Origin of the sequence: Streptomyces sp. NBC_01306, from assembly GCF_026340465.1 — a bacterium.
Taxonomy (GTDB): domain Bacteria; phylum Actinomycetota; class Actinomycetes; order Streptomycetales; family Streptomycetaceae; genus Streptomyces.
In genome coordinates this window covers 2,362,214-2,387,009 of record NZ_JAPEPC010000001.1, presented here as the reverse complement: position 1 = coordinate 2,387,009, position 24,796 = coordinate 2,362,214, and the positions used below count along the sequence as shown (strand labels likewise).

General features: G+C 71.1%; 25 protein-coding genes. 11 read left to right on the top strand and 14 right to left on the bottom strand.

All coding sequences use genetic code 11. The annotated features are described in order from the left end of the window. Positions 1 to 63: 63 nt before the first annotated feature. The 8 genes from OG385_RS10175 to OG385_RS10140 are packed head-to-tail and all read right to left on the bottom strand — an operon-like array spanning position 64 to position 7,313. Positions 64 to 1,062 (bottom strand): amidohydrolase family protein, encoded by a 999-nt coding sequence (locus OG385_RS10175; protein ID WP_266853842.1) that lies wholly within the window; start codon positions 1,060 to 1,062, stop codon positions 64 to 66. Positions 1,063 to 1,064: 2 nt separating this feature from the next. Then, entirely contained in the window at positions 1,065 to 1,586 is a 522-nt protein-coding gene (locus OG385_RS10170; RefSeq protein WP_266853840.1) for a 3-hydroxyanthranilate 3,4-dioxygenase, read from the bottom strand. Then, on the bottom strand, positions 1,583 to 2,080 hold the full coding sequence (locus OG385_RS10165; RefSeq protein WP_266853839.1) for a RidA family protein: 498 nt from the start codon (positions 2,078 to 2,080) through the stop codon (positions 1,583 to 1,585). The genes OG385_RS10170 and OG385_RS10165 overlap by 4 nt, the downstream gene beginning before the upstream one ends. Further along, positions 2,077 to 2,952 (bottom strand): 2-keto-4-pentenoate hydratase, encoded by an 876-nt coding sequence (locus tag OG385_RS10160; RefSeq protein WP_266853837.1) that lies wholly within the window; start codon positions 2,950 to 2,952, stop codon positions 2,077 to 2,079. The genes OG385_RS10165 and OG385_RS10160 overlap by 4 nt, the downstream gene beginning before the upstream one ends. Continuing rightward, positions 2,949 to 3,980 (bottom strand): 4-hydroxy-2-oxovalerate aldolase, encoded by a 1,032-nt coding sequence (gene dmpG, locus OG385_RS10155; protein WP_266853835.1) that lies wholly within the window; start codon positions 3,978 to 3,980, stop codon positions 2,949 to 2,951. The genes OG385_RS10160 and dmpG overlap by 4 nt, the downstream gene beginning before the upstream one ends. Beyond that, positions 3,977 to 4,939, bottom strand: a complete 963-nt coding sequence (locus OG385_RS10150) for an acetaldehyde dehydrogenase (acetylating) (RefSeq protein WP_266853834.1) — start codon at positions 4,937 to 4,939, stop codon at positions 3,977 to 3,979. Before OG385_RS10150 ends, dmpG begins: the two co-directional genes overlap by 4 nt. Continuing rightward, positions 4,936 to 5,811 carry a 2-keto-4-pentenoate hydratase gene (locus tag OG385_RS10145; RefSeq protein ID WP_266853832.1) on the bottom strand — a complete coding sequence of 292 codons (876 nt, stop codon included), beginning with the start codon at positions 5,809 to 5,811 and terminating at the stop codon, positions 4,936 to 4,938. The genes OG385_RS10150 and OG385_RS10145 overlap by 4 nt, the downstream gene beginning before the upstream one ends. Beyond that, the gene (locus OG385_RS10140) at positions 5,808 to 7,313 is read right to left on the bottom strand and encodes a 2-hydroxymuconic semialdehyde dehydrogenase (protein ID WP_266853830.1); all 1,506 of its coding nucleotides are present in this window, start codon (positions 7,311 to 7,313) and stop codon (positions 5,808 to 5,810) included. The genes OG385_RS10145 and OG385_RS10140 overlap by 4 nt, the downstream gene beginning before the upstream one ends. Positions 7,314 to 7,717: 404 nt before the next feature. Here OG385_RS10140 and OG385_RS10135 point away from each other — a divergent pair, with 404 nt between their 5' ends. Beyond that, positions 7,718 to 9,004, top strand: a complete 1,287-nt coding sequence (locus tag OG385_RS10135; protein ID WP_266853828.1) for a carboxylesterase family protein — start codon at positions 7,718 to 7,720, stop codon at positions 9,002 to 9,004. A 19-nt stretch (positions 9,005 to 9,023) separates the two neighbouring features. Here the strand turns inward: OG385_RS10135 and OG385_RS10130 are convergent, their stop codons facing one another. Together OG385_RS10130 and mmpB are read right to left on the bottom strand one after the other, a co-directional pair. Next, entirely contained in the window at positions 9,024 to 9,626 is a 603-nt protein-coding gene (locus OG385_RS10130) for a nucleoside triphosphate pyrophosphatase (RefSeq protein WP_266853826.1), read from the bottom strand. A gap of 98 nt (positions 9,627 to 9,724) precedes the next feature. Beyond that, positions 9,725 to 9,853: a morphogenic membrane protein MmpB gene (gene mmpB, locus OG385_RS10125; RefSeq protein ID WP_266853824.1), complete on the bottom strand. Its 129-nt coding sequence runs from the start codon at positions 9,851 to 9,853 to the stop codon at positions 9,725 to 9,727. 154 nt (positions 9,854 to 10,007) lie between these two features. On the opposite strand from mmpB, the gene OG385_RS10120 reads away from it, so the two are divergent. Beyond that, positions 10,008 to 11,420, top strand: coding sequence for an amidohydrolase family protein (locus OG385_RS10120; protein WP_266853822.1), 1,413 nt, complete (start codon positions 10,008 to 10,010; stop codon positions 11,418 to 11,420). A gap of 130 nt (positions 11,421 to 11,550) precedes the next feature. Here the strand turns inward: OG385_RS10120 and OG385_RS10115 are convergent, their stop codons facing one another. Both OG385_RS10115 and OG385_RS10110 read right to left on the bottom strand, forming a co-directional pair. Continuing rightward, complete coding sequence (locus OG385_RS10115) at positions 11,551 to 11,757, bottom strand: acyl-CoA carboxylase epsilon subunit (RefSeq protein WP_266853820.1); 207 nt, start codon at positions 11,755 to 11,757, stop codon at positions 11,551 to 11,553. A 34-nt stretch (positions 11,758 to 11,791) separates the two neighbouring features. Beyond that, on the bottom strand, positions 11,792 to 13,375 hold the full coding sequence (locus tag OG385_RS10110) for an acyl-CoA carboxylase subunit beta (protein ID WP_266853818.1): 1,584 nt from the start codon (positions 13,373 to 13,375) through the stop codon (positions 11,792 to 11,794). A 132-nt stretch (positions 13,376 to 13,507) separates the two neighbouring features. Between OG385_RS10110 and OG385_RS10105 the strand changes: the two genes are divergently transcribed. From OG385_RS10105 to OG385_RS10090, 4 genes are all read left to right on the top strand, one after another. Continuing rightward, positions 13,508 to 14,452 (top strand): biotin--[acetyl-CoA-carboxylase] ligase, encoded by a 945-nt coding sequence (locus tag OG385_RS10105; RefSeq protein WP_266853816.1) that lies wholly within the window; start codon positions 13,508 to 13,510, stop codon positions 14,450 to 14,452. 145 nt (positions 14,453 to 14,597) lie between these two features. Beyond that, positions 14,598 to 15,755 carry an adenylate/guanylate cyclase domain-containing protein gene (locus OG385_RS10100; protein WP_266853814.1) on the top strand — a complete coding sequence of 386 codons (1,158 nt, stop codon included), beginning with the start codon at positions 14,598 to 14,600 and terminating at the stop codon, positions 15,753 to 15,755. A 49-nt stretch (positions 15,756 to 15,804) separates the two neighbouring features. Next, complete coding sequence (locus OG385_RS10095; RefSeq protein ID WP_266853812.1) at positions 15,805 to 16,629, top strand: enoyl-CoA hydratase/isomerase family protein; 825 nt, start codon at positions 15,805 to 15,807, stop codon at positions 16,627 to 16,629. Between the two features lie 118 nt (positions 16,630 to 16,747). Then, on the top strand, positions 16,748 to 17,899 hold the full coding sequence (locus OG385_RS10090) for a GGDEF domain-containing protein (RefSeq protein WP_266853810.1): 1,152 nt from the start codon (positions 16,748 to 16,750) through the stop codon (positions 17,897 to 17,899). Positions 17,900 to 18,009: 110 nt separating this feature from the next. Here the strand turns inward: OG385_RS10090 and OG385_RS10085 are convergent, their stop codons facing one another. Then, on the bottom strand, positions 18,010 to 18,267 hold the full coding sequence (locus OG385_RS10085; RefSeq protein WP_266853808.1) for a hypothetical protein: 258 nt from the start codon (positions 18,265 to 18,267) through the stop codon (positions 18,010 to 18,012). 111 nt (positions 18,268 to 18,378) lie between these two features. Here OG385_RS10085 and OG385_RS10080 point away from each other — a divergent pair, with 111 nt between their 5' ends. The 5 genes from OG385_RS10080 (at position 18,379) to OG385_RS10060 (ending at position 23,785) form a co-directional block, all read left to right on the top strand. Beyond that, positions 18,379 to 18,738, top strand: a complete 360-nt coding sequence (locus OG385_RS10080) for a hypothetical protein (protein WP_266853806.1) — start codon at positions 18,379 to 18,381, stop codon at positions 18,736 to 18,738. Between the two features lie 262 nt (positions 18,739 to 19,000). Beyond that, positions 19,001 to 20,266: an Ig-like domain-containing protein gene (locus OG385_RS10075; protein ID WP_266853804.1), complete on the top strand. Its 1,266-nt coding sequence runs from the start codon at positions 19,001 to 19,003 to the stop codon at positions 20,264 to 20,266. A gap of 165 nt (positions 20,267 to 20,431) precedes the next feature. Beyond that, on the top strand, positions 20,432 to 21,937 hold the full coding sequence (locus tag OG385_RS10070; protein WP_266853802.1) for an ABC transporter permease: 1,506 nt from the start codon (positions 20,432 to 20,434) through the stop codon (positions 21,935 to 21,937). Between the two features lie 55 nt (positions 21,938 to 21,992). Further along, entirely contained in the window at positions 21,993 to 22,676 is a 684-nt protein-coding gene (locus OG385_RS10065) for an ABC transporter ATP-binding protein (RefSeq protein WP_266853800.1), read from the top strand. Positions 22,677 to 22,951: 275 nt separating this feature from the next. After that, positions 22,952 to 23,785, top strand: coding sequence for an antibiotic biosynthesis monooxygenase (locus OG385_RS10060; RefSeq protein ID WP_323183710.1), 834 nt, complete (start codon positions 22,952 to 22,954; stop codon positions 23,783 to 23,785). Positions 23,786 to 23,794: 9 nt separating this feature from the next. Here the strand turns inward: OG385_RS10060 and OG385_RS10055 are convergent, their stop codons facing one another. Continuing rightward, on the bottom strand, positions 23,795 to 24,655 hold the full coding sequence (locus OG385_RS10055) for a helix-turn-helix domain-containing protein (RefSeq protein ID WP_266853798.1): 861 nt from the start codon (positions 24,653 to 24,655) through the stop codon (positions 23,795 to 23,797). Positions 24,656 to 24,796 lie beyond the last annotated feature (141 nt).

Here is a 24,796-nt window from a genome sequence, read left to right as displayed (position 1 = left end):
GCGCGCGGGTCCGGCTGGCCATGCCGTCGGCTGGGCCCGCTGTCGGCTGAGCCGATCCGGCTCTCAGCGGGCTGTTCCCAGGAAGCGCTCCGCGTTGCCGTGGGTGATCAGCGCGCGGTCCGCTTCGGTGAGGAAGCCGCTCTTGCGGACGACGTCGCCGACGGGGCGTTCGCCCAGTGGGTACGGGTAGTCGCTGCCCACCATCACCCGGTCGGCGCCGACCGTGTCGACGAGCAGCCGCAGCGCGCGGTCGTCGAAGACCACCGAGTCCACGGAGAACCGGCCGAGGTAGTGCGACGGCGGGAACTGCGAGGTGCCGATGACGTCGTGGCGGCCGTGCCACGCGTTCTCCATCCGGCCCAGCCAGAAGGCGAACGACCCGCCGCCGTGCGCGAAGCAGATCTTCAGCCGGTCGTCGATCCGGTCGAAGACCCCGCCCAGGATCAGCGCGAGGATCGACAGATGGGTCTCCGCCGGCATCGCGGTGAGCCACTGAGCCATCCAGCGGTCGAGCCGGGGCGAGCTGGCCATGTCCCAGGGGTGTACGAAGACCGGCACATCCAGCGAGGCACAGTGCTGGAGGAAGGTCACCACACCTTCGCTGTCCAGGTCGAGATCGCCGACATGGTTGCCGATCTCCACCCCCCGGTGGCCGTTGGCGACGCTGCGCTCCACCTCACGGCAGGCCGCGTCGGTGTCCTGCAGCGGCACCTGGCAGAACGGGATCAGCCGGTCGGGCGCGGGGGCGACGATCTCCAGGGCCAGATCGTTGAAGATCCGCGCGATCCTGGTGGCCTCGGCGCCGCTGCGGCCGTACTGGAAGAACGCCGGAGTGGGGGAGACCACCTGGGCCCGTACGCCGTCCGCGTCCATGTCGCGCAGCCGGGTCTCCGCGTCCCAGCAGTCCCGCTGGACCCGGCGGAACTCCCGGGTGCCCATCATGATCATGGCTTCGGCCTCGGACTCGATCCGCAGCCACGGCGCGTCCGGCCCGGCGTCGGCCGTCAGGTCCGGCCAGCCTCGCGGCACGTAGTGGGTGTGGATGTCGATCGTACGGTCCACGGTCAGCCCTTCCCGGGGTGGAGAGCGCCGCACTGCGGACAGCTCCGGGCCTTCTCGTTGTCGTAGAACTCGGCGAACACCGGCGGCAGATCGGCGACGATGTCCCGGACCTGGAGTTCGGTCTCGTGGACGAGGGCCGCGCACTCCGGGCAGTACCACTGGAACCGCTCCAGGGTCCCCTCTTCGCGTACCCGCTCGATGACCAGACCGATCGAGTCCGCGTCGGGCCGCTGCGGGGAGTGCGGGAGGCTGCCGGGCAGCAGCCACGCCTCGCCCTCCTTGATGTGCACGGTCCGCGGGCCGTCCTCGGTCATGACGTTGACGTGCATATCGCCCTTGACCTGGTAGAACCACTCCTCGTACGGGTCGAGGTGGTAGTCGGCCCGCTCGTTGGGGCCGCCGACGATCTGGACGATGAAGTCCTCGCCGAGCGACATGGCCCTGTTGTTCACCGGGGGCTTGAGCAGGTGCTCGTGCTCGGTGATCCAGCCCTGGAAATCGATGACCGGGGGGATGGCGGTCATGAGAGCACCTCCGTGCTGTGTGCATCTGTGCTGTGTGAGTCTGTGCGGTGCGGGCCGGGTGTCTCTGCGGGGTGGGGCAGATGGGCTACGGCCTGGATCTCTATCAGCAGATGGGGGTGCGGCAGCTGGTGCACCGCCACCGTGGTCCGGGTCGGGCCCTGCTCGTCGAAGTACTCGCCGTAGACCTCGTTGTAGCCGCCGAAGTCGTTCATGGAGACCAGATACGTGGTGAGCTGGGCGATGTCCGCCAGCTCCGCGCCCACCTCGGCGAGGATGGCCCGGATGTTCTCGATCACGGCGCGGGTCTGCGCCCTGATGTCGAGGCGAGTGGTGCCCAGTTCGTCGGCCTCGGCGCCCACGAAGGTGTTGTCCGGCCTGCGCGAGCTGGTGCCCGACACATAGACCACATCGCCTACGACCTTCACGTGCGGGAACCTGCCGCGCGGGGTGGCCCGCCCCTTGATCACCTGTGCGATCACCTGTGCGCCGCTCATCGTGCTCCCTCCGGCGACACGGACTCCGGCGACACGGACTTCGGTGACCGGGGCTTCGGCGACCGGGTCTTGGGCGACACGGCCTTGAGCGACACGGAGCCGAGCCCGGCCACGTCGCACGTGGTCACGCCCGCCGCCAGTGGGACCGCCGCCGTCGCCGCGCCCGCGAGCACGACGTGGCCGGCCCGCAGCGGGATGTTCCGGCGGCGGCACATGTCGAGCAGTGCGTGCAGCGCGTGCACCGGGTCGCCGAGGACGGCCGCCGTCGAACCGGTCACCTCGGCCGTGCCGGTACGCAGCAGGACCGCGCGGTTGGCCGCTTCGCCGAACGGTCGCCAGGGGCCGATCACATAGCCGGCCGCCGACGTGTTGTCCGCGACGACATCGCCGTAGGTGAAGCGGAAGTCCCGGTACCGGGAGTCGATGATCTCGATCGCCGGGGCCATCGCGTCCACACAGGACTCGATGTCCGTCAGCGGGTCGTCCGGATCGACATCGCGGCAGAGCCGGTACGCGACCTCGGGCTCGGCCTTCGGATGGATGAAGTGGTCCAGGGCCACATCGTCGCCGTCCGCGATCCGCATCGCGTCGGTCAGCCGGCCGACGATCACGTCCGACACGCCCATCTGGGCCATCTTGGCCTTGCTGGTGAAGCCCAGCTTCACCCCCGTGATGTGCTCACCGCGCGCCTGCCTGCGGGCCAGCAGCGCCGCCTGGACCGCGTACGCGTCGTCGATGCCGAAGGCGTGCGTGCCGGCGAGGCTCGGGGTGTCGGTCCGGGACGTCTGCGCCGCGTCGAGCCGCGCCGCCAGCCCGTCCACGGTGGCCGCGTCGAGTGACCCGGGGCCGGTGGTGGTCTCTTCCGCGGTCACTGGCCGCTCCCGTCCGTCAGGGACCCGCGCCGCGCGGCCAGGTCCAGTGCGATGTCCACGATCAGGTCCTCCTGGCCGCCGACCAGCTGCCGGCGGCCGGCCTCAAGAAGGATCTGCCGGGTGTCGAGCCCGTACCGCTCGGCCGCGCGCCCGGCGTGCAGCAGGAAGCTGGAGTAGACGCCCGCGTACCCGAGAGTCAGGGTCTCCCGGTCGACCTGCACCGGGCGGCTGCGCATCGGCCGGACGATGTCGTCGGCCGCGTCCTGGAGCGCGAACAGGTCACAGCCGTGCTCCCAGCCCATCAGGTCCGCGACCGCGACGAGCGACTCCGCCGGGCAGTTGCCCGCCCCCGCGCCCTGGCCCGCCAGCGCCACATCGACCCGGCGTGCGCCGTGCTCCACCGCAGTGACGCTGTTGGCGACGGAGAGGGAGAGGTTCTCGTGGGCGTGGATGCCGATCTCGGTGGACGGGTCGAGCACCTCGCGGTACGCGTCGACCCGGGCGGCGACGTCCCGCATGGTCAGCCGGCCACCGGAGTCCGTCACGTACACGCAGTGCGCGCCGTACGACTCCATCAGCGCGGCCTGTGCGGCCAGGCCTTCGGGGGAGTTGAGGTGGCTCATCATCAGGAATCCCGAGACGTCCATCCCGTGCTCGCGCGCCCAGGCGATGTGCTGGGCGGCGACATCGGCCTCCGTGCAGTGGGTGGCGACGCGCACGCTCCGTACGCCCAGCGCGTGCGCCCGGCGCAGGTGCTCGATGGTGCCGATGCCGGGCAGCAACAGGGTGGTGAGCTTGGCGTGGACCAGCACGTCGGCGGCGGCCTCGATCCACTCCTCGTCGGTGTGCGCGCCGAAGCCGTAGGTGGCGCTCGACCCGCCGAGCCCGTCGCCGTGCGCGACCTCGATGGCGGCAACCCCGGCCCGGTCCAGCGCACCGACGATCCGGCGCACCTGGTCGACGGTGTACAGGTGCCCCATCGCGTGCATTCCGTCGCGGAGGGTCACATCCTGGACGTAGAGCTTCATGCGGTCACCCATCCTCGGAGTGCGGCGATCTTCTCGGCCGTGCGGACCGCGGCGGAGGTCATGATGTCGAGGTTGCCTGCGTAATCGGGCAGGTAGTGGCCCGCGCCGACGACCTCCAGGAACACCGAGACCCGGACCCCGGTGACCCGCCGCCCGAGCGCCGGAACCAGGACGTCGGTGATGTCCTCGAACTGCACGTCCTGCTTGAGCCGGTAGCCGGGCACGTACGCGCGTACCGCGTCGGCCATCTCCCGTACGGAGGCGGCGATCCGCTCCCGTACGCCGGCCGGCACCGCTCCTTCGACCAGGCAGTGCACCGTGTCGCGCATGGCGAGCGGCGGCTCCGCCGGGTTGAGCACGATGATCGCCTTGCCCACCGCGGCGCCGCCGACCACCCGGATGGCCTCGCTGGTGGTCTCGGTGAACTCGTCGATGTTGGCGCGGGTACCGGGGCCCGCCGAACGGGACGCGATGGAGGCGACGATCTCGCCGTACGCGACCGGGGCGATGCGGGAGACCGCCGCGACGACCGGGATGGTCGCCTGCCCGCCGCAGGTCACCATGTTGACGTCCGGCGCGTCCAGGTGCTCGTCGAGATTGACCGGGGGCACCACGAAGGGGCCGAGCGCCGCAGGTGTCAGATCCACCATCAACTTCCCGTGCGCACGGGCGAGTTCGACATTACGGACATGGGCACCGGCCGATGTGGCGTCGAAGATCACCTTGATGTCGGCGAACTCCGCCATCTCCACCAGTCCTTCGACGCCCCGGTGGGTGGTGGCGACCTTGAGCCGTGCGGCGCGCGCGAGGCCGTCCGACGCCGGGTCGATGCCCGCCATCGCACCCATGCGCAGCGTCTTCGACAGCCGCAGCACCTTGATCATGAGGTCGGTCCCGATGTTTCCGGAGCCGATGACGGCGACCGGGACGGAAGGGGACGCTGATGCCGATGTGCTCACTGGGTCTTCTCCTCGCCGGCGGTCGCGGCCGCCTCCTCGATGACGGCCTCGACCTCGCCGAGGCCGTCCAGTGCGAGCCGGAACCGGCCGGGCCCGGTGACCGGCACCATCGGCCCGAGCGCGCCGGACATGATCACGTCGCCCTCGCGCAACGGCCTTCCCCGCTCGACGAGTTCGCGCGCCAGCCAGGCCACCGCGACGACCGGTGAGCCGAGGCAGGCGTGCCCGGCGCCGAACGCGACCGGCTCGCCGTCCCGCTGGAGCGTCATCCCGACCCGGGCGAGGTCGAGGCCGGTCAGTGAGTACGGGGTGGTGCCGAGGACCACCGCGCCGCTGGAGGCGTTGTCCGCCACGGTGTCGGCGATGGACAGGTCCCAGCCGGCGATACGGGAGTCCACTATCTCGATGGCGGGGAGCACGAACTCGGTCGCCCGCAGGACGTCCGCGACGCCCGCGCCCGGCCGGTCGATGTCCTTGCCGAGCACGAAGGCGATCTCGCCCTCGGCGCGCGGCTGGAGGAACCGGCCGAGCGGCAGTGGCTCGGTATGGGCGTACACCATGTCGTCGAAGAGCACCCCGAAGTCCGGCTGGAACACGCCGAACTGCTGCTGTACGACGGGGGCGGTGAGCCCGATCTTGGCGCCGGTGACCCGTGCGCCGGCGGCGCTCCTGGCTTCGGCGAGCCGCCGCTGCACCTCATAGGCGGCGTTCAGATCCGTACTGCCGATGAACTCCCTGACGGGTGCGCACGGGGTGCGGGTGGCGGCGGCTTCGGTGAGCCGCGCGACCGCGGAGCCGATCCGCGCGGAGGGCGCGGCGGCTGTTCCGGCGGCGGGACCGCCTGTTCCGGAGGGGGAGGGGTGATCGTTCACAGCTGCACACACACATTCGTGGGCTCGGTGTAGAAGTGCATCGAGGACGCGCCGCCCTCCCGGCCGATGCCGGAGAGCCCGGTCCCGCCGAAGGGGGAGCGCAGATCGCGCAGGAACCAGGTGTTGACCCAGGCCATGCCGGTGTCCATCGCCTGGGCCACCCGGTGGCCGCGGCGCAGGTCGTTGGTCCAGACGGAGGCCGCGAGGCCGTACTCGGTGTCGTTGGCGAGCGCGATGGCCTCCTCCTCGGTGTCGAAGGGGATCAGCGCGGCCACCGGGCCGAAGATCTCCTCGCGTACCGGGCGGTCCGCGTTGGTCAGTCCTGTCCAGAGCGTCGGCTCGATCCATGAACCGCCTGCCAGTTCCGGGCCCAGCTCCGGTACGCCGCCACCGGTGAGCACCTTCGCCCCCGCCTGCTCGGCCAGGTCGAAGTAGCCCAGCACCTTGGCGCGGTGGGCCTGCGAGATCAGCGGTCCTGTGGTGGTCCGCTCGTCGCCCGGTGAGCCGAGGCGCAGGGCGCGGGCCCGTTCGGTCAGGCCGTCGGCGATGTCCGCGAACACCGAGCGCTGCACGTACACCCGCTCGGTGCACAGGCAGACCTGGCCGGTGTTGGTGAAGACGGATCTGGCCAGTCCGGTGAGCGCTTCGTCGGTGTCGACGTCGTCGAAGACGATGGCGGCGTTCTTGCCGCCCAGTTCGAAGGAGACCGGGCGGACGCGCGGCGCGACGGTCTTCATCACGTGCGAGCCGGTGGCGGACGACCCGGTGAAGGTCACCCCGTCGATCCCCGGATGGGACGTCAGATACGCGCCGGCCGAGTCGCCGCCGAAGCCGTGGACCACGCTGTACACCCCGGCGGGCAGGCCGGCTTCGGCCAGCACCTCGGCGAGCAGGGACGCGGTGGCGGGGGTCTCCTCGCTGGGCTTGACGACCACCGCGTTGCCGCAGGCGAGCGCCGGGGCGACCTTCCAGGTCAGCAGCAGGAGCGGCAGGTTCCACGGCACGATGACCGCGACGACCCCAAGTGGCTTGCGCACCGCGTAGTTGAGAGCCTGCCGGCCACCGGGGAGATCGGTGAGGAACGATTCCTGGCCGGCCGCCGCGACCACGTCCGCGAAGGCGCGGAAGTTCGCGACGGCCCGCGCGACGTCGAGTGACCGCGCCTGGGTCACCGGCTTGCCGGTGTCGGCGACCTCGGCCGCCACGAACTCGTCGAAGCGGGCCTCGATCCGGTCGGCGGCCCGCCGCAGCAGCGCGGTCCGCTCTGCGACGGGCGTACTCGCCCAGCCGTCGTGGAGGGCCCGCCTGGCCCCCCGTACGGCCCGGTCGACCAGCGATCTGTCCGCCTCGCGCACCCGGGCGAACACCCGCCCGGTGGCCGGGTCCACCGCGTCGAATCCGCGGACTGCGCCCTTGGGGTCCTCCGGGGCCCCCGAGTCCTCCGGGTCCACGAACCGTCCGTCTACGAAGTTGCGGATCCACCGCCCTGCATCTGCCGTCATGCGTCCCACTGTGATCCGCCGAGCCATGCCGGACAAATGCACTTCCTGTGTTCTGCCATAACTAAATGGGCATACCTGATCCCTGGCCGGAAACGGCCTGGAGAGAAGGCTTCCGGTATACCGAAACGGCTATGAGGGAGTCCGGAATCGGCATTTGTGCGTCATGGCACATGGCGCCACGATCCACGGAACAAGCGAGAGGTCACCCCCGTGAACCCATCCCCCGTGAATCAATCCTCCGTAAATCGATCCCCCGTGAACCAGCCCCCTGTGAACCGGCCACGCCCTGCGGAGAGCCCGGACGACGCCACCACGTCCACGCCCGCCACGGTGGAACCGGCGGACACTGTTGCCGCGGACTCCCTCACCGGCTGACCGCCGGTGACCGATACAGGAGGTACGAGATGACGGGCTCCGGCGCAGGACTGACCCGGACCGGACCGGACGCAGGACCGGCCGACGCAGGACGGACCGGCATCGAGCCGGTCGTCCGGACGGGGCCCATCCGCTATGCGACGGCCGAACGCTTCGGGCGGCCGCGCCCCGTGGCGGCGGGTGACACCCGCCCCTCCAGCGGCGAGATCTGCCCGCAACCGCCGTCCCGGCTCGACGCGGTGATGGGTCCGCCCCATGACAGCCGCCCCCAGGGCGAGGACTGCCTGAATCTGACGGTCACCACCCCGGCCGCCGACGGCGGGGCGCGCCCCGTGATGGTCTGGTTCCACGGCGGCGGGTTCAGCAGTGGCGCCGGGCTCATGGACTGGTACGACGGCAGAGCGCTCGCCGCCCAGGGCGACGTGGTGGTCGTCGGCGTCAACTACCGTGTCGGAGCCCTCGGTTACCTCTGCCTCGACGGCGTCAGCGAGGGGAACCTCGGCCTGTACGACCAGCTCGAAGCGCTCCGCTGGGTGCGGGAGCACATCGCGGAGTACGGGGGCGACCCCGGCAGCGTCACCGTGTTCGGCCAGTCGGCGGGCGGGATCTCGATCCGGCTGCTCATGGAGATGGACGAGGCCCGCGGGCTCTTCGGCCGGGCGATCCTGCAGAGCGCCCCGCTGGCGCTCACCGAGCGGTCCCGCGACGACGCCGCTGAGCTCGGCCGGATCTTCGCGGACCACCTCGCCGCGCGGGGCGAGTCCCCTTCGACGGCGGGCCACGCGGCGCTCCTGGAGGCGCAGCGGGAGACCGCGGTGGCCCATCTGCTCAGGTCGGGCAGCGCGATGGAGCCTCCGTTCAGCCCGGTCGACGGCGTGCTCGCCCGGAACGGTGCGGCCTTCGCGGAGAACGTCCGCGGCCTGGACGTCCTGTATGGCTGGAACGCCGACGACATGACCGCCTTCCCCGGCGTGGAGGGCGATCCGGCGGAACTCACCGCGCGGATGTACGCCGCCCCGCTCGCGGAGCTGGGCGAACGGCTCGTACGGGCCGGTGCCCGCGTGCACTCCTACCGCCTCGACTGGCGCCCGGCGGGCTCGGCATTCGGCGCGACGCACTGCGTCGAACTGCCGCTGCTGCTGGGCGGCAGGGCGGCCTGGGAGGGCGCCCCGATGCTGGGCAGCACGCCCTGGGACGAGGTCGACGCGCTCGGCGCCGCACTGCGCGCCACCTGGCTCGGCTTCGTACGGACCGGAGTTCCCGGCGCGGCGCCCGGCCCGCTGCACTGCACCGACGGGCCGGTACCGGGCCGGTAGCCGCCGCAGTTCGGACCCGTCAGACCCAGAGGTCCGTCAGGGGTACGCCGAGGCCCGCCAGCAGCTTGCGCAGCAGCGGAAGCGAGAGGCCGATGACGTTGCCGGGGTCGCCCTCGATGGAGTCGATGAACGGCGCCGAGCGGCCGTCGAGGGTGAACGCCCCCGCGACATGGAGCGGTTCGCCGCTCGCCACGTACGCGGCGATCTCGGCGTCCGTCGGCTCGCCGAAGCGGACCGTGGTGGAGGCGGTGGCCGACGCGCTGCGGCCGTTCGCGGTGTCGATGACGCAGTGGCCGGTCTGCAGGACGCCCGCCCGGCCGCGCATCGACAGCCAGCGTGCGGTGGCCTCTTCGGCGTCGGCGGGCTTGCCGAGCGCCTCACCGTCCAGCTCCAGCACGGAGTCGCAGCCGATGACGAGGGCGCCGGCCGCGGTGTCGCGTGCGGCGACGGAGCGCGCCTTGGCCTCGGCCAGTACGAGAGCGAGCTCGGCGGGGGTGGGCGCACTGATCGCGTCCTCGTCCACGCCGCTGACGATCACCTCGGGGTCGAGACCGGCGTTGCGGAGCAGTCCGAGACGGGCGGGCGATGCGGAACCGAGAACGAGCCGGCGCTGAGCAGTCATGGGGCCATCGTATGACCGCACCCCGGAGCGCCCGGACCGGTGCGGGGGCGGTTCGGCGCAGGCTCGTTCAGCTCAGGCTCGTTCAGTGCAGGCTCGGTTCAGCGCAGGCTCAGGACTGCCATCACGAGAATCATCGCCGCGGCGAGCACGAGACCGGCACGGCGCAGCATCGCCTGTACGTCTCGCAGCTCCTTGGGCGGTTTGTTCTCCGGGTCGGACCACAGCATGCACTCGATGGTGCGGCCGGGAAGGGGTCCGGCGCCTGAGTACGGGTACTCAGGCCGGCCGGGCGTATCCGGGTCTCCGACGGTATGTGACGATCAGTCAGTTGGCCGGAAGCCGCCTTGCTGCGCCGTGTTGTTGCCACGGTATAAAAATGGAATGAACTTTCCGAAAATGAGCCGGCGCAGCGTTCTCGCAGGTCTGGGCAGTGTTCCGCTGGCGGCAGCCGCCGGGTTACCGGCCGCCGCCCGCGAACGGCCGGGCGGCCACAGCGAGAACCCGGGTGAGCGGCGGACCACGGTGCTGCGCGGCGCCGACCTGGTCCTCACCATGGACCCCGCCATCGGCAAGGGTGTGCTCGGCACGATGGAGGGCGGCACCGACGTCCTGCTGCGGGACGGGAAGATCGCCGCTGTCGGGAAGGGGCTCGACGTGCCGCACGGCGCGCGGGTGGTGGACGCCACCGGCAGGCTGGTCCTGCCGGGCTTCGTCGACATCCACAACCACCTCTGGCAGTCGAGCATCCGCGGCGGCTGCTCCGACCGGAACGTGACCGGCTGGCTGGACGCCTGCAACCGGGCCGTCCTGCCGAAGATCGACGCCCAGGACATGTACGGCTTCGTCCACCTCGCGGCCCTCGACGCCCTGCAGACCGGCGTCACCACCGTCGTGGACTGGGTGCACCCCATCCCGTACGACACCAGCGAGCGCTATGTCAGGGCGCTGCACGACTCGGGACTGCGGTTCGTCTACGCCATGACGCAGAGCGGGGCCGACCGCCATCTGATCCCGGAGGTCAAGAAGGACTTCCTGGACCCGCTGCCGCTGGCCTCCGCCCAGGTGGCGGTGCACGCGGCCATGTCCGGGATCAAGGACCTGCGGCTGCTGCACGAGGTCTCACGCGATCTCGGCCTGATGATCAACTCCCATGTGCTGGAGGCCGCGACCGACCGCAAGGACGAGCAGATCCGCGCCCTGCGCGAGGTCGGCGCCTTCGGCCCCGAACTGCTGATGAACCACGCGATCCACCTCACCGACGACGAGATCGCGCTGACCGGTGACCACGATGTGCGGGTGGCGCACTGCCCGCTCAGCAACATGCGGCTGGCCTCCGGCATCATGCCGCTGCCCGCGATGCACCGGCACGGCGTCAAGGCCGGGCTCGGCCACGACGGCGGTACCAACGACACGTCCGACATGTTCAACGTGATGAAAGCGGCCGTCGGACTGCAGCGGGCGCTCCACCAGGACGCCGAGATCCATCCGACCATCCCGGCCGTGCTGCGGCTGGCGACGATGGGCGGCGCCGAGTGCATCGGGATGGCGGACCAGGTCGGGTCGCTGACGCCGGGCAAGCGCGCCGATGTCCTCGTCCTGGACCCCGGCACCCTCAACTTCGCGCCGCGCTTCGACTGGATCAGCCAGATCGTGCTCAACGGCCAGCCCCCGAACGTCAGCGAGGTCTTCATCGACGGCTGTCTGCGCAAGTCGGGCGGCGAGCTGGTGAACGTGGACACCGAGCGGGTGGTCCGCGCAGCGGAGCGGGCCGCGGCGCACGTACGCGCCGCCTGACCCGCGCGGTCCGGGCGAACCCCGCAGGGCCGCCGCCGCGGCGGGGACTGGCCGGGCGGCAGCAGGGGGCTCATCGGCGCCCGCCGATGAGCCCCCTGCCGCGGTCTGAGTCCCCGCGCCCGGACAGGACCTACGCCGGCCAGTAGGTGCGCGCCCACGCGCGCGGTCCCGGCTGCTGTATCCGGTGCCGGGCGATACGCGCCGGATCGGACCACTCCTCGGGCGGCAGCGGCGGTCCCGACGGTGCGCAGACCGCGGCGGCGGCCCGTGCCTGCACCACCGCCACCGCGGCGGCCAGTTCCTCCGGGGTCGGGTTTCCCCGTACGACCTTGATCATCGTCGAGCCCTTCGTGGGATGGCGGAAGTCCGGTCTACAGCGGGATGTTGCCGTGCTTCTTGGGCGGCAGGGACTCCCGCTTCGTACGCAGCTGACGCAGCCCCCGCACGATGTGCCGCCGGGTCTCCGACGGCATGATCACCGCGTCGATGTAGCCGCGCTCGGCCGCCACGTACGGGTTGAGCAGCGTGTCCTCGTACTCGGACATCAGCCCGGCGCGGGTGGCTTCGGCATCGTCCGCAGCCGCGATGGTGCGGCGGTGCAGGATGCTCACCGCGCCCTGCGCGCCCATCACCGCGATCTGCGCGGTGGGCCAGGCGACATTCAGGTCGGCGCCCAGGTGCTTGGAGCCCATGACGTCGTACGCGCCGCCGAACGCCTTGCGGGTGATCACCGTGATCAGCGGGACCGTGGCCTCCGCGTACGCGTAGATCAGCTTGGCGCCGCGCCGGATGATGCCGCCGTACTCCTGGTCGACACCCGGCAGGAAGCCGGGCACGTCCACGAAGGTGATTACCGGGACGTTGAACGCGTCGCAGGTGCGGACGAACCGGGCGGCCTTCTCCGACGCGTTGATGTCCAGACAGCCCGCGAACTGCATCGGCTGGTTGGCGACGATGCCGACCGGGTGGCCCTCGACCCGGCCGAAACCGGTGATGATGTTCGGCGCGAACAGGCCCTGGGTCTCCAGGAACTCACCGTCGTCCAGCACATGCTCGATGGCCGTGTGCATGTCGTACGGCTGGTTCGCGGAGTCCGGGACGAGCGTGTCCAGCTCCCGGTCCAGGTCCGAGGTCTCCAGGTCCGCCTCCTCCGGGAAGGCGGGCGCTTCGGAGAGGTTGTTCGAAGGGAGGTAGGAGAGCAGCGACTTGACGTACTCGATCGCGTCCTTCTCGTCGCCCGCCATGTGGTGCGCCACACCGGACGTGGAGTTGTGCGTCCGGGCGCCGCCCAGCTCCTCGAAGCCGACGTCCTCACCGGTGACGGTCTTGATGACGTCGGGCCCGGTGATGAACATGTGCGAGGTCTGGTCGACCATCACCGTGAAGTCGGTGATCGCGGGGGAGTACACGGCGCCGCCGGCGCACGGGCCGACGATCAGGCTGATCTGCGGGATCACCCCCGACGCGTGCACGTTGCGGCGGAAGATCTCGCCGAACAGGCCGAGCGCGGCCACGCCCTCCTGGATGCGGGCGCCGCCGCCGTCGTTGATCCCGATGACCGGGCAGCCGGTCTTCATGGCGAAGTCCATGACCTTGATGATCTTCTCGCCGTACACCTCGCCGAGCGAGCCGCCGAAGATGGTGAAGTCCTGCGAGTAGACGCAGACCGGGCGTCCGTCGACCGTGCCGTAGCCGGTCACCACGCCGTCGCCGTACGGGCGGTTCTTCTCGATGCCGAAGTTGGTGGAGCGGTGCCGGGCGAACTCGTCCAGCTCGGTGAACGACCCCTCGTCGAGGAGCAGTTCCACCCGCTCACGGGCTGTCAGCTTGCCCTTGGCATGCTGCTTCTCCACCGCGCGCGCCGAACCGGCGTGTGTCGCCTCTTCGATGCGGTGCTGGAGATCCGCGAGCTTGCCCGCGGTGGTGTGGACGTTGATCTCTTCCGGCTCGGACATCGGGATGCGGCTCCCTGGGTGTGCAGGCGTCTGACAGGGCGTTTCGGCTACTGGTTCGGCTACTGGCACGTAAGCGTATCGGCGCGGGTGCGCCTCGGCAGTGCGTCGTTTGCCACACCTACTGTGGGTTGCATGACGTCATCCGATGTACCTGAGAACCGCTGGTCGGACCTGGAGCGACCGCCGCTGAACGCGACGGCCCTGCGCCGCGCGCTGGTGCGGCCGGAATCCCTGTGGACCTCGCTCGACGTGGTCGCGACCACCGGGTCCACCAACTCCGACCTCGTGGGGCGGGCCGCCGGACTGGACGAGGGGGCGGTGCTGGTCGCCGAGGAACAGACCGCGGCGCGCGGGCGGCTGGACCGCACATGGTCGGCGCCCGCGCGTTCCGGGCTCTTCTTCTCCGTACTCCTGCGGCCCGCTCCGCGGGTCCCGGTCGAGCGCTGGGGGTGGCTGCCGCTGCTGACGGGCGTCGCCGTGGCCACCGGTCTCTCCCGGGCGGCGGGCGTCGACACCGCGCTGAAGTGGCCGAACGACCTGCTGGTCACGGTCCCCGAGGCCCCCGAGAACCTCAAGGAGCCCAAGGACCCCAAGGAGCCCGAGGACCCCAAGGACTCGGACGGGCTCCGTCCGGGTGAGGCCCCGTCCGGCGCCGAGCGCAAGGCGGGCGGCATCCTCGCCGAACGCACCGCGGACGGCGCGGTCGTGGTCGGTGTCGGCCTCAACGTCTCGCTCCGCACGGAGGAGCTGCCCGTCCCCACCGCGGGCTCGCTGGCCCTCGCCGGCGCGGTCTCCACCGACCGGGACCCGCTGCTGCGGGCCGTGCTGCGTTCGCTCGAACAGTGGTACGGGGAGTGGCGCGCGGCGGAGGGCGACCCGGCCGCCTCACGGCTCCAGGAGGCGTACGCGGCGGGCTGCTCGACCCTGGGCCGCACCGTCCGGGCCGAGCTGCCCGGCGGCACCTCGATGACCGGGGAGGCCGTCGCCGTCGACGGTGACGGCCGGCTGGTGCTGGCCACGGAGGACGGGGTGCAGCCGGTCGGCGCCGGTGACATCGTGCATCTGCGACCGGTCTGAGACCCGTCCGCGCGGGTCCGAACCGCGGCAGGCACGTGAGCTACGGCACACCTGCCGTATGGTTGAGGCGATCCGCGGGCAGATCAGCACGGAGCGTCAGCCAGATCGGCAGGGCAGTGCGCAGGGAATGGGCAGGAGGCGGCAGGTGACCGTCGACAACATCTCGTCGGGCGCGGACGAGGAGCCCCCTTCCTCTCCGTACCGCACCCCCCACCATGAGGTCGATCACACCGCGGAGCCGACCAACGATCCGCTCGCGATCCGCCTTGAGCAGCTGATCCTCGGCGCCGACCGCCGCTACACCCCCTTCCAGGCCGCGCGTACGGCCGGCGTCTCGATGGAGCTCGCCTCCCGCTTCTGGCGGGCGATGGGTTTCCCGGACATCGGCCAGGCCAAGGCGCTCACCGAGGCGGACGTCCTCGCGCTGCGCCGGCTGGCGGGACTCGTCGAGGCGGGGCTGCTGAGCGAGCCGATGGCCGTACAGGTCGCGCGGTCCACCGGCCAGACCACCGCCCGGCTCGCCGAGTGGCAGATCGACTCCTTCCTGGCCGGTCTCACCGAGCCGCCCGAGCCGGGGATGACCCGCACCGAGGTCACGTACCCCCTGGTGGAGTTGCTGCTGCCGGAGCTGGAGGAGTTCCTGCGCTATGTGTGGCGGCGCCAGCTGGCGGCCGCCACCGGCCGGGTCGTGCAGGCGGCCGACGACGAGGAGATGGTCGACCGCAGGCTCGCGGTGGGCTTCGCCGACCTCGTCGGTTTCACCCGGCTGACCCGGCGCCTGGAGGAGGAGGAGCTCGGCGAGCTGGTCGAGGCCTTCGAGACGACCTGCGCCGACCTGGTCGCCGCGCACGGCGGCCGGCTCATCAAGACCCTCGGCGACGAGGTGCTGTACGCGGCGGACGACGCCGGCACCGCGGCCGAGATCGCGCTGCGGCTCATCGAGACCATGAGCAACGACGAGACCATGCCGGAACTGCGGGTCGGTATCGCCTTCGGCACCGTCACGACCCGGATGGGCGACGTGTTCGGCACGACGGTGAACCTGGCATCGCGGCTCACCTCGATAGCTCCCAAGGACACGGTCCTGGTGGACGGCGCGCTCGCCGAGGAGCTGGGGCGCCACGGTGACGCCCCGGTCTCCGAGTCGGAGGCGGCGGCGGAGACCGAGCGCGCCGAGAAGAGCGGCGAGGAGCCGCCCGTCTACCGCTTCGCCCTCCAGCCGATGTGGCAGCGGCCGGTGCGCGGGCTCGGCGTGGTCGAACCGTGGCTGCTCACCCGCCGTACGACGGGCGCACCCGGCTGACCGCTGCGGGGGGCTGACGCCCGCCGGATCCGCTGGCTATCGTGCGCGGATGACCTCAGAAATCTCAGATAGTGGAACGGGCGCGGCGGCCGGGCAGCGGTTCGGCGAGTACGTCGTCGTGCGCCGGCACGGCCATGTCGCCGAACTGGTCCTGGACCGGCCCAAGGCGATGAACGCCGTGTCGACCGCGATGGCACGGTCGATCGCGGCGGCCTGCGACGCGCTGGCGGCCGACCCGTCGGCGCGGACCGTGGTGGTGACCTCCACCCACGACCGGGCCTTCTGTGTGGGCGCCGACCTCAAGGAGCGCAACTCCCTCACGGACGCCGAGCTGGTGCGCCAGCGCCCCACGGCGCGCGCCGCGTACACCGGCGTACTGGAGCTGCCGATGCCCACCGTGGCCGCCGTGCACGGCTTCGCGCTGGGCGGCGGCTTCGAACTGGCCCTGGCCTGCGATCTGATCGTCGCCGACGCCACCGCCGTGGTGGGCCTGCCCGAGGTGTCCGTCGGTGTGATCCCCGGCGGCGGCGGTACGCAGCTGCTGCCGCGCCGGGTCGGCGCAGCCCGCGCGGCCGAGCTGGTGTTCAGCGCCCGGCGGGTGGAGTCGGCCGAGGCGCGGGAGCTGGGCCTGATCGACATCCTGGCCGACGACGCCAGGACCGGGGCGCTGGAGCTCGCGGGGCGGATCGCGGCGAACTCGCCGGTCGGGCTGCGGGCGGCCAAGCGGGCGCTGCGGCTGGGGCACGGTCTTGATCTGCGCGCCGGTCTTGAGGTCGAGGACGCGGCCTGGCGGTCGGTGGCCTTCTCCGGGGACCGGGCGGAGGGTGTGGCGGCGTTCAACGAGAAGCGGAAGCCGCAGTGGCCGGGGGAGTAGGACCGACCGGCACAGGCGTCCAGGGTGAGGGCCTCCGGGGCCGGATCCGTACGCCTGCATGTCACAGCCTGTAACGCATAACTACTCAAAAGCCGCACATCGTCCTTAAGCTGAAGCAATGGGTGACGATGTGCGGCTGCGGGCCGTGGTGACGCTGGCGCAGGCCATGGCTGCGGCGCACACGCCGCGTGCGTCCTGGCGGGCGGCGACGCTCGGTGCCTGTGAGGCGCTGGGCGGCAGTTTCGCCGCGCTCTCGGTCTGGGAGCGGGAGCTGGGCCGGCTCAAGGTGCTCGCCAACGTGGGGGAGCGGGTCGAGGACGAGGCCGAATTCCCCGATGCCGAGACCTACCCGGTGAACCACTTCCCGGAGATCGCCGAATTCCTGCACGAGCGGTGGGCGAGCGGCGGCGAGCCCAACGCCTGGGTCGAGACGGCCGACGGGCCCGCGGAGTCGTCGGCGGCATCGGCCGGCTACTGCCACCAGCGGGTGGCCGCGCTGCGCAGGCGGGGGCGCGGCAGCTGTGTGGTCGCGCCGATAGTGCTGCGCGGCCGGGCCTGGGGCGAGCTGTACGTGGCCAGGCCGGTGGGGACGCCGGTCTTCGACCGGTCCGACGCGGACTTCGCGACGGTGCTGGCCGCGGTGGTGGCGGCCGGTCTCGCGCAGACCGAGCGCCTGGAGGAGGTCAGGAAGCTGGCCTTCACGGACCCGCTGACCGGGCTCGCCAACCGCCGCGCGGTCGACATCGGACTGGATGCTGCGGTGGACCGGTTCCTGGCCGACGGGACGGTCGTCAGCCTGATGGTCTGCGACCTCAACGGCCTGAAGCGCGTCAACGACACCCACGGCCACGCGGCCGGCGACCGCCTCCTCGAACGCTTCGGCTCGGTCCTCTCCGTCTGCGGCGCGATGCTGCCCGGCGCGCTGGCGGCCCGGCTCGGTGGTGACGAGTTCTGCCTGCTCTCGGTGGGCCCTTCGGCGGACGCGGTGATCGCGGTCGCGGACGATCTCTGTGTGCGGGCGGCCGAGCTGGAGCTCGGGGACGGGGTGGCGTGCGGGGTCGCGTCCACGGGTGATCCGATCGGGCCGCTCAAGTCCGCCCGCCGGCTGTTCCGGCTGGCGGACGCCGCGCAGTACCGGGCGAAGGCCGCACGGTCGGTGAAGCCGGTGGTGGCGGGGCGGGACGGTGCGGTGATGCGGCTCGCCGACACGCCTCCGCCGACCGGCGACCGGCGCCACCTCCGGGGCAAGCGGCCGGACTCCCGTACGTGATACGCGGCTGATTTCCGGTACACGGCCGGATTCCCGTACCTGCATACGCGGCCGGATGCCCTTACGCCAAGGGGGCCCACCCCGTCCTGATCCGGACGAGAGGCCGCAGGTCAGCCGGTGTGTGTCCGGCGCGCGTAGACGACGGAGGCCGCGCCGAGTCCCAGGAACAGCGATCCACCGACCACATACCCGGTGGTGTCCGCTCTTCCGGCCGTCGCCGGGAGAGCGGCGGTGTGCCGCTGACCCTGGTGTGCGGGGGCGCCGCCGGTCCGCTGATCGCCTGTGGCGTGTGCCGACGGCACGAACCACAGGGCGCAGAGGAGGGCCCCCGCCGATGCGGCGGTCAACAGCGGCCGGCGGGCTGACACAGGATCGATCTCCCTTACTGCAAACGTGAATTGGCGCTCTGCGCGCTGATGCTAGTGAAAGCAGCGGGTCGCAGGAAAGTCGTGGACGTGCGGAGCCTTACGCTCCGTCGCATGACCAACGAAGAAACATCCCGCTATGTGCGCCTGAAGGTCGAATTGGTGCTGGAGGTGCACGACGCTCCCGCGCTCCGTGAGGCCGCGCTCGAACGGATCGCTGACGACGCGGAAGGGGCGCAGCCCGGCATGCTCGGTGAGGACCGTGTGCATGCCGACGCCGCGGTCAGGGAAGACGCTGCAGAAGCGGTCGCCCACCTGGTGGACCCGCTCGACCTGCTCGGCGATGTGCCAGGGGTCGAGCTCGTCCAGGCCGGGTGGTCGAGCGAGCAGATCGACTACGACCCCGATTCGCTGGAATGGGACCTGGACGAGGAGGATGAGCTGGACGACGACGGGGCGGAAGTGACTCCGTAACTCCGTTGTGTGACAGGGCATCCACGGGGGAACACAGCGGTGGAACGGGATCCCGGAGTGCGGGCACCGCACTCCGGGGGCCGCGGGGACCACAGATCTGCACGTGTTGTTTCACACATCTTCACCGGATGGGGAACCGACACATCGGTCCAGATGTTCTTAAAGGGCAGACGTTCTTGAAGAGCGGTACGGGCACAGTGCGGGCACACAGTCCCGGCGCTCAAGGTGACCTGCTCGGGGATTTTCGGGGTATTCGGCAACGATGGAGAAGCGTGTGATGACGGTAAGTAGGCGGCGCAAGGGCCTGATGGCTGCGTCCGCTCTGCTCGGCGGCGTACTGGTGCTGTCGGCCTGCAGTGGTGGCGACAGCAAGGCCGGCGGCCCGGACGGTGCGAAGTCCTCGCAGAGTGCGGTCGACGAGGCCGCGGCGAAGGACACATCCGACGCCCGAATAGCGATCACGCCCAAGAGCGGTGCCGACAACGCGGGCATCAACAAGGACGCCAAGGTCGCCGTCACCTCGGGCAAGCTGACCCAGGTCGCGATGACCAGCACCACGGGCACCACGGTCAAGGGCACCATCTCGGCCGACGGCGCCAGCTGGAAGCCGGACGCCCCGCTGGAGCGCTCGACCACGTACAAGATCGCTGTCACGGCGAAGGACGCCAAGGGTCGTCAGGCGCACGAGAACTCGTCGTTCACGACGGTCTCGCCTGCGCACAGCTTCATCGGCAACTTCACGCCCGAGGACGGTTCGACCGTCGGCGTCGGTATGCCGGTCTCGATCAACTTCGACAAGCCGATCACCAACAAGAAGGCCGTCGAGGACGCCGTCAAGGTGACGTCGAGCAGCGGCCAGCAGGTCGTCGGCCACTGGTTCAGCTCCACCCGCCTGGACCTCCGCCCCGACCAGTACTGGAAGGAAGGGTCGACCGTCACGATGAAGCTGGCCCTGGACGGGGTCGAGGGCGCCGGCGGCGTCACCGGCGTCCAGGACAAGACCGTCAGCTTCAAGATCGGCCGCAACCAGGTCTCCATCGTGGACGCAGCCACGCACACGATGAAGGTCACCCAGGACGGCAAGACGATCAAGACCATCCCGATCTCGGCCGGCTCCCCCGAGCACACCACGTACAACGGCCAGATGGTGATCTCGGAGAAGTACAAGCAGACCCGGATGGACGGCTCCACGGTCGGCTTCACCAACGCCGACGGCAAGGGCGAGTACGACATCAAGGACGTCCCGCACGCCATGCGGCTGTCCAGCTCCGGCACCTTCATCCACGGCAACTACTGGGGCGCCAAGTCCCTCTTCGGCTCGTCGAACACCAGCCACGGCTGTGTCGGGCTCTCCGACACCAAGGGCGCCAACGACCCGAACACCTCGGCCGCGTGGTTCTACAACCACTCGCTCATCGGTGACGTGGTCGTGGTGAAGAACTCCCACGACAAGACGATCCAGCCGGACAACGGCCTCAACGGCTGGAACATGAACTGGTCGGCGTGGAAGGCCGGTTCGCAGGCCTGACCGGACCGGGCGCGAGCCCACCCCGTCCCCGTACGACGGCGGCCCCTCCTCTGTGGACGGGCCGCCGTCGGCGTTCCGGCGCGCCGCAGGTCCCACCGGGGCCTTCTCATCCGGCTCTCACGCCGGCCTTATCCCGCCATCACGGGCGGGTCCTACTTTCACCGCATGTTCTTCACCTACCTCCGGCGCGAGCTGCGCCGACGCAGAAAGGCGGCGCTCGTCGTCGCCTCCGGGCTGGCCCTCGGGATTGCGCTGGTCATCGTCGTCAGCTCGGTCTCCGCAGGGATGGGCCAGGCGCAGGACAAGGTCCTGCAGTCCCTGTACGGCCTCGGTACGGACATGACCGTCACCAAGGCCGAGGCCCCCGCCGGGACCACCGGGGGCAACGCGCGGCCCAAGTTCCAGTTCGGTGCGAAGGGCAGCAGCGACGACTCCAAGCAGAGCAGCGACCGGGTGATGGTGCAGGGCTTCCAGACCCTGTCGTCGGCGACCGTCGGCAAGGTCGGCGAGCAGAGCGGCGTCTCCAGCGCCGTCGGCGGGCTGAGCCTGAACGTGCTGAAGGTCAACGGCCAGTTCAAGCGCGGCGAGTACAAGCAGCGGGCGGGCGGCGGCGGCGCCACCGGCCGCCGGGGCGGGGGCGGGGGCGGGGGCGGCGGAGCCCCGCAGGGCGAGGTCCAGGGCGGCGGTGCCAACTTCGACGTCGACTCGTACACCGTGTACGGCACGGACGTGGCCCACCTCGGCCTCGGCCCGCTGACCTCGTCCAAGATCAGCAGCGGACGTACGTTCACCAGCGCGGAGACCGACGCCAAGGTCGCCGTCGCCGACGCCTCCTACGCCAAGAAGAAGAAGCTCAAGGTCGGCTCCACCGTGACCATCTCCTCGGTCACGTACAAGATCGTGGGCATCGCCACCCCCGACAGCGGGGACGCGGCGGCCAACCTCTATCTGCCGCTGAAGCAGGCCCAGACGCTCGCCGGTGCCAAGGACAAGGTCACCACGGTGTACGTCGAGGCCACCGACTCGAAGCAGATCTCCGGCGTCAAGTCGACGATCCAGAAGAACGTCCCCGGCACCACGGTCACCACCTCCGCCGACCTCGCGGACACGGTGTCCGGCTCGCTGTCCACCGCATCCAACCTCGCCACCAACGTCGGCAAGTGGCTGTCGATCGCGGTCCTGATCGCCGCCTTCCTGGTGGCCGGTCTGCTCACCTCGTCGGCCGTCAGCCGCCGGGTGCGGGAGTTCGGCACGCTGAAGGCGCTGGGCTGGAAGAGCAGCCGCGTCACCCGCCAGGTCGTCGGCGAGGCGCTGGTCAACGGGTTGCTCGGCGGTGTCATCGGGATCGCGCTCGGGCTGGCGGGCGCCTACATCGTGACCGCCATCAGCCCGACCCTGTCCGCATCGGTGGGATCGTCGGCCGGCTCGTCCGGCGGAGCGCGGGGCGGCTTCGGGGGCGGCGGCTTCGGCGGCGGTATGAGGGGCGGGTTCGGCGGCGGCAGGCAGGCAGCGTCGAAGGCCCTCGACATCGCGCTCACCGCGCCCGTCTCGGTCTCCGTCATCGGCCTCGCGGTCGCCCTCGCCGTGGCCGGCGGGCTCATCGCGGGCGGCTTCGGCGGCTGGCGTGCCGCACGGCTGCGCCCCGCGGACGCCCTGCGCCGCGTCGAGTAGCAGCGCCGCCGCCACCCCCATCCACCCTCCGTACAGCAGGAGTTGAGACCGTTCCATGTACGAACTCAGCGGAGTCACCAAGCGCTACCAGCGCGGCAAGAAGACCATCGACGCGCTCGCAGGCGTCGACCTGACCATCGAGGACGGCGGCCGGCTGGTCATCCAGGGCCCCACCGGCGGCGGCAAGTCCACCCTCCTCCAGATGCTCGGCGGCCTCGACCGGCCGACCGGGGGCAGCGTCGTGCTGGACGGGGTGGACCTCGGGAAGCTCAGCGAGGCCAAGCTCACCAAGGTGCGCGCCCAGAACATCGGCTTCGTCTTCCAGTCCTTCAACCTGATACCGACGCTCACCGCCCAGGAGAACGTCGAGACCGCGCTCGTCCCGCTCGGCCTCAAGCCGTCCGTACGGCGCGGGAGGGCCGCCGACGCCCTGGAATCCGTCGGCCTCGCCGAACGCTTCGGGCACCTCCCGTCCGAGATGTCCGGCGGTCAGCAGCAGCGTGTCGCCATCGCCCGCGCGCTGGTCAAGAACCCCAAGGTGCTGCTCGCCGACGAGCCGACGGGCAACCTCGACGAGGGGATGCGCGACGAGATCATGGAGGTGCTGGAAGTGCTCTGGAAGGAGCACGGGCTGACGTTCATCATGGTCACCCACGACACGGCGCTCGCCCGCAGGGCTCCCCGGGTCGCGACCATCCGCAAGGGCAAGGTCACCATCACCGAGAACGCGGCGGCGTAGGGCCTTTCGTTCGGATCAGGGCCGGGCTCGCGCCTGATCCGAACGAAAGGCCCCAGCACGGCGGCCCGCGCTCCGGTCCGGACCGGAGCGCGGGCAGGGCTGCGGGTCCGCGTGGCGGCGCAGGCCGGGTCGGCGTGGCGGCGGGGGCCGGGTCCGCGTGGCGGCGCGGCAGGTCCGGCCTCCGCCCGCGCCCCGGACCTAATGTGTCGGCGGGCCCGGCCGCGCGCGGGGCCCCGCATCCGCTCGCAGCTGCTGCACCCGCCCGGGAGAGTCGCATGACCGTCGAGTACATCCGTTACCTGATTCCCGAGGACCGGACCGCCGGGTTCGAAGCGGCCTGCGCGCGAGCCGCAGTCCCGCTCGCCCGGTCCGTGTACTGCGCCGACTACGAACTGACGCGCTGCAGCGAGGAGCCGGCCGCCTACGTCCTGCGCATCACCTGGACCTCGGCCGATGACCACATCGACCGCTTCCGGGGCAGCGAGGAGTTCCGGGCCTTCTTCGCCGAGATCCGGCCCTACGTCGAGCAGATCGAGGAGATGCGCCACTACGAGCCGACGGCGGTGCACGGCACGGGCGCCGCGGTGCCCACCCTCTACGCGTGGGCCGGCGGTGGCGAGGCGCTGCGGCGGCTGACCGAGGCGTTCTACGTGCATGTGCTCAAGGACGGGCTCATCGGCCCCCTCTTCGCAGGGATGTCCGCCGACCATCCCGCCCATGTGGCCCTCTGGCTCGGTGAGGTCTTCGGCGGCCCCGCCGAGTACACCGAACACCACGGCGGCTACCCCGCGATGCTCGGCCACCACGTGGGCCGGAACATCAGCGAGCCGCAGCGCCGCCGCTGGGTCTCGCTGCTGATGGACGCGGCCGACGAGGTGGGGCTGCCGGACGACCCCGAGTTCAGGTCGGCGTTCGCCGCCTATATCGAGTGGGGCACCCGGCTGGCCGTCGCCAACTCCGCGCCGGCGCCGAACCGCCGCGCCGCGCACCCGTACCGCACTGGGGCTGGGGGGCCGCGCCGCCGTACCAGCCGTGAGCCGGGCCGCACGGACCCGGTCGCGGTGCGGCCTCCAGCCCTGTGGTGGCCCGCTGCCGGGCCTACCGGGTGAGGCGCGGGCCTACCGGGTGAGGCGCGGGGTCTCGTCCACACCCCAGGACGCCAGCAGCCGCAGCGCCTCCACCGAGTCCGTGCCCGGCTCCGCGTGGTAGGCGATCAGGCTCTGGTCCTGGTCGCCCGGCAGATTCAGCGTCTCGTACGTCAGCGTCAGCGCGCCCACCAGCGGATGGTGCAGCCGCTTCACACAGTGGCCCTTGTCCCGCACGGTGTGCGCCGCCCACAGCACCCGGAACTCGTCGCTCTTGACCGACAGCTCACCCACCAGCGCGGACAGCTGCGGATCGTCGGGGAAGCAGCCCGCGAACAGCCGGAGCGTGCTCACTACCTCCGCGGCCACACACTCCCACTCGGTGAACAGATCACGGGAGTTGGGGTCGAGGAACACGATCCGCGCCATATTGCGCTCCTCGGCCGGCAGCGCCGTGAAGTCGCCGAACAGCGCCCGCGCCAGCCGGTTCGAGCCGAGGACGTCCATCCGCCGCCCCAGGACGTACGCCGGCACACTGTCCATCGCGTCCATCAGATGCTGGAGCTCGGGCCGCATCCGCTGCGGCCTGGCCGCGGCGGCCCGCTTCTTCCGCGGCTTCGGACCCGCCAGGTGCGTCAGATGCGCGCTCTCCGCGTCCGACAGCCGCAGCGCCCGCGCCACGGAATCCAGGACCCCGCTGGAGACATTGCTGCCGTGACCCTGTTCGAGCCGGGTGTAGTACGCCACGGACACCCCGGCGAGCTGCGCCAGCTCCTCGCGCCGCAGCCCGGGGACCCTGCGGTGCCTGCCCAGGTCCGGCAGGCCCACGTCCTGAGGCTGGAGGCGGGCCCGGCGGGAACGGAGGAATTCACTGAGTTCGGCACGCTGGTCCATACGTCCAGTATCCGTGGTCGTACGCGGACCATCCTGACCCTGCCAGTGGTACGCACAGTGGACGTAGGCACAGCAGGGAGACGGCCTGCGGTGTGTGAACGCTGAACCATCAGGCAGGCTGGAGCGACCACCCCTTTTTTT